Annotated in this window: 1 protein-coding gene and 1 pseudogene; both read left to right on the top strand. The window is 59.6% G+C overall.

Annotated elements, in window-relative coordinates; genetic code table 11:
• Window positions 1-210: pseudogene (locus G3480_RS28110) on the top strand (hypothetical protein); the annotation flags it as partial.
• Window positions 211-289: 79 nt separating this feature from the next.
• Window positions 290-559, top strand: a complete 270-nt coding sequence (locus G3480_RS27110) for a hypothetical protein (protein ID WP_206171942.1) — start codon at window positions 290-292, stop codon at window positions 557-559.
• Window positions 560-747 lie beyond the last annotated feature (188 nt).

The following is a 747-nucleotide window of genomic DNA, read 5'->3' as shown; positions in this document are numbered from 1 at the left end:
GATTTGGGTGGGCAGTGGGGCTTATTCGTCGAGAATCAGGTGGCCCCGGCGTGCGAACGCCTCTTCACCGAGCGCGGGATTCCGGTGCAGATGGTCAGCCAGCGGGTGAAGAAGCGTCTGGGCGGGGAAGTGTTGGAGGTCTCGGCCTTGATCATCGTTTCGCCCAAAACCCTAAATTATGGTAGGGTATCGCAAAACATACCAATATAAATCAGCGTGTTACGCCTGTGCTTCAGCCGTCAGTCCCGCAGGTGGACCAATCGATGATCAAGGCCTGGAGGTCGATGTGATGGTCGTCAATTGCGGCCATCTAGTCGCGGTCGAGGTCAAGGCGAGTCTGAGCGCGGACGACGTGCGGGCCTTTCTCGAGGATCTGCGGCGTTTTCGCGAGTTCTTTCCCGAATACGCCGACTGGCAGGTGCATGGGGCAGTGGCGGGGATCCGCATTGAGGACGGCGCGGACCGCTACGCCTATCGTCAGGGACTGTTCGTTCTGGCGCAAACCGGCGACAGCGTGCGCATTCTCAACGACCTGCGCTTTCAGCCCAAGGCTTGGTAGCCCGGCCGGTACGCAGAAAGCCAAAAAGCCGGGGGCTTGAAATCAAGCACTCAGGGTCTAGAGACATGTCTAGACCACTGCGCATCGAACTGGCTGGTAGGCTTTCCCACATCACCTCACGCGGGGATCGTTGCGAGGCAATCCGTGCCAAACCGCCTTGAGTGACGCAAGCCGAGTAGGCCGTACGC

This window comes from Thiorhodococcus mannitoliphagus (assembly GCF_010915725.1).
In the GTDB taxonomy this organism is placed as follows: domain Bacteria; phylum Pseudomonadota; class Gammaproteobacteria; order Chromatiales; family Chromatiaceae; genus Thiorhodococcus; species Thiorhodococcus mannitoliphagus.
This window is presented reverse-complemented; position numbering and strand designations above follow the sequence as displayed.

Bases quoted from the DNA above. Each gene is read 5' to 3' on its own strand.
- G3480_RS27110 (WP_206171942.1), top strand. From the start codon at position 290: ATGGTCGTCAATTGCGGCCATCTAGTCGCGGTCGAGGTCAAGGCGAGT.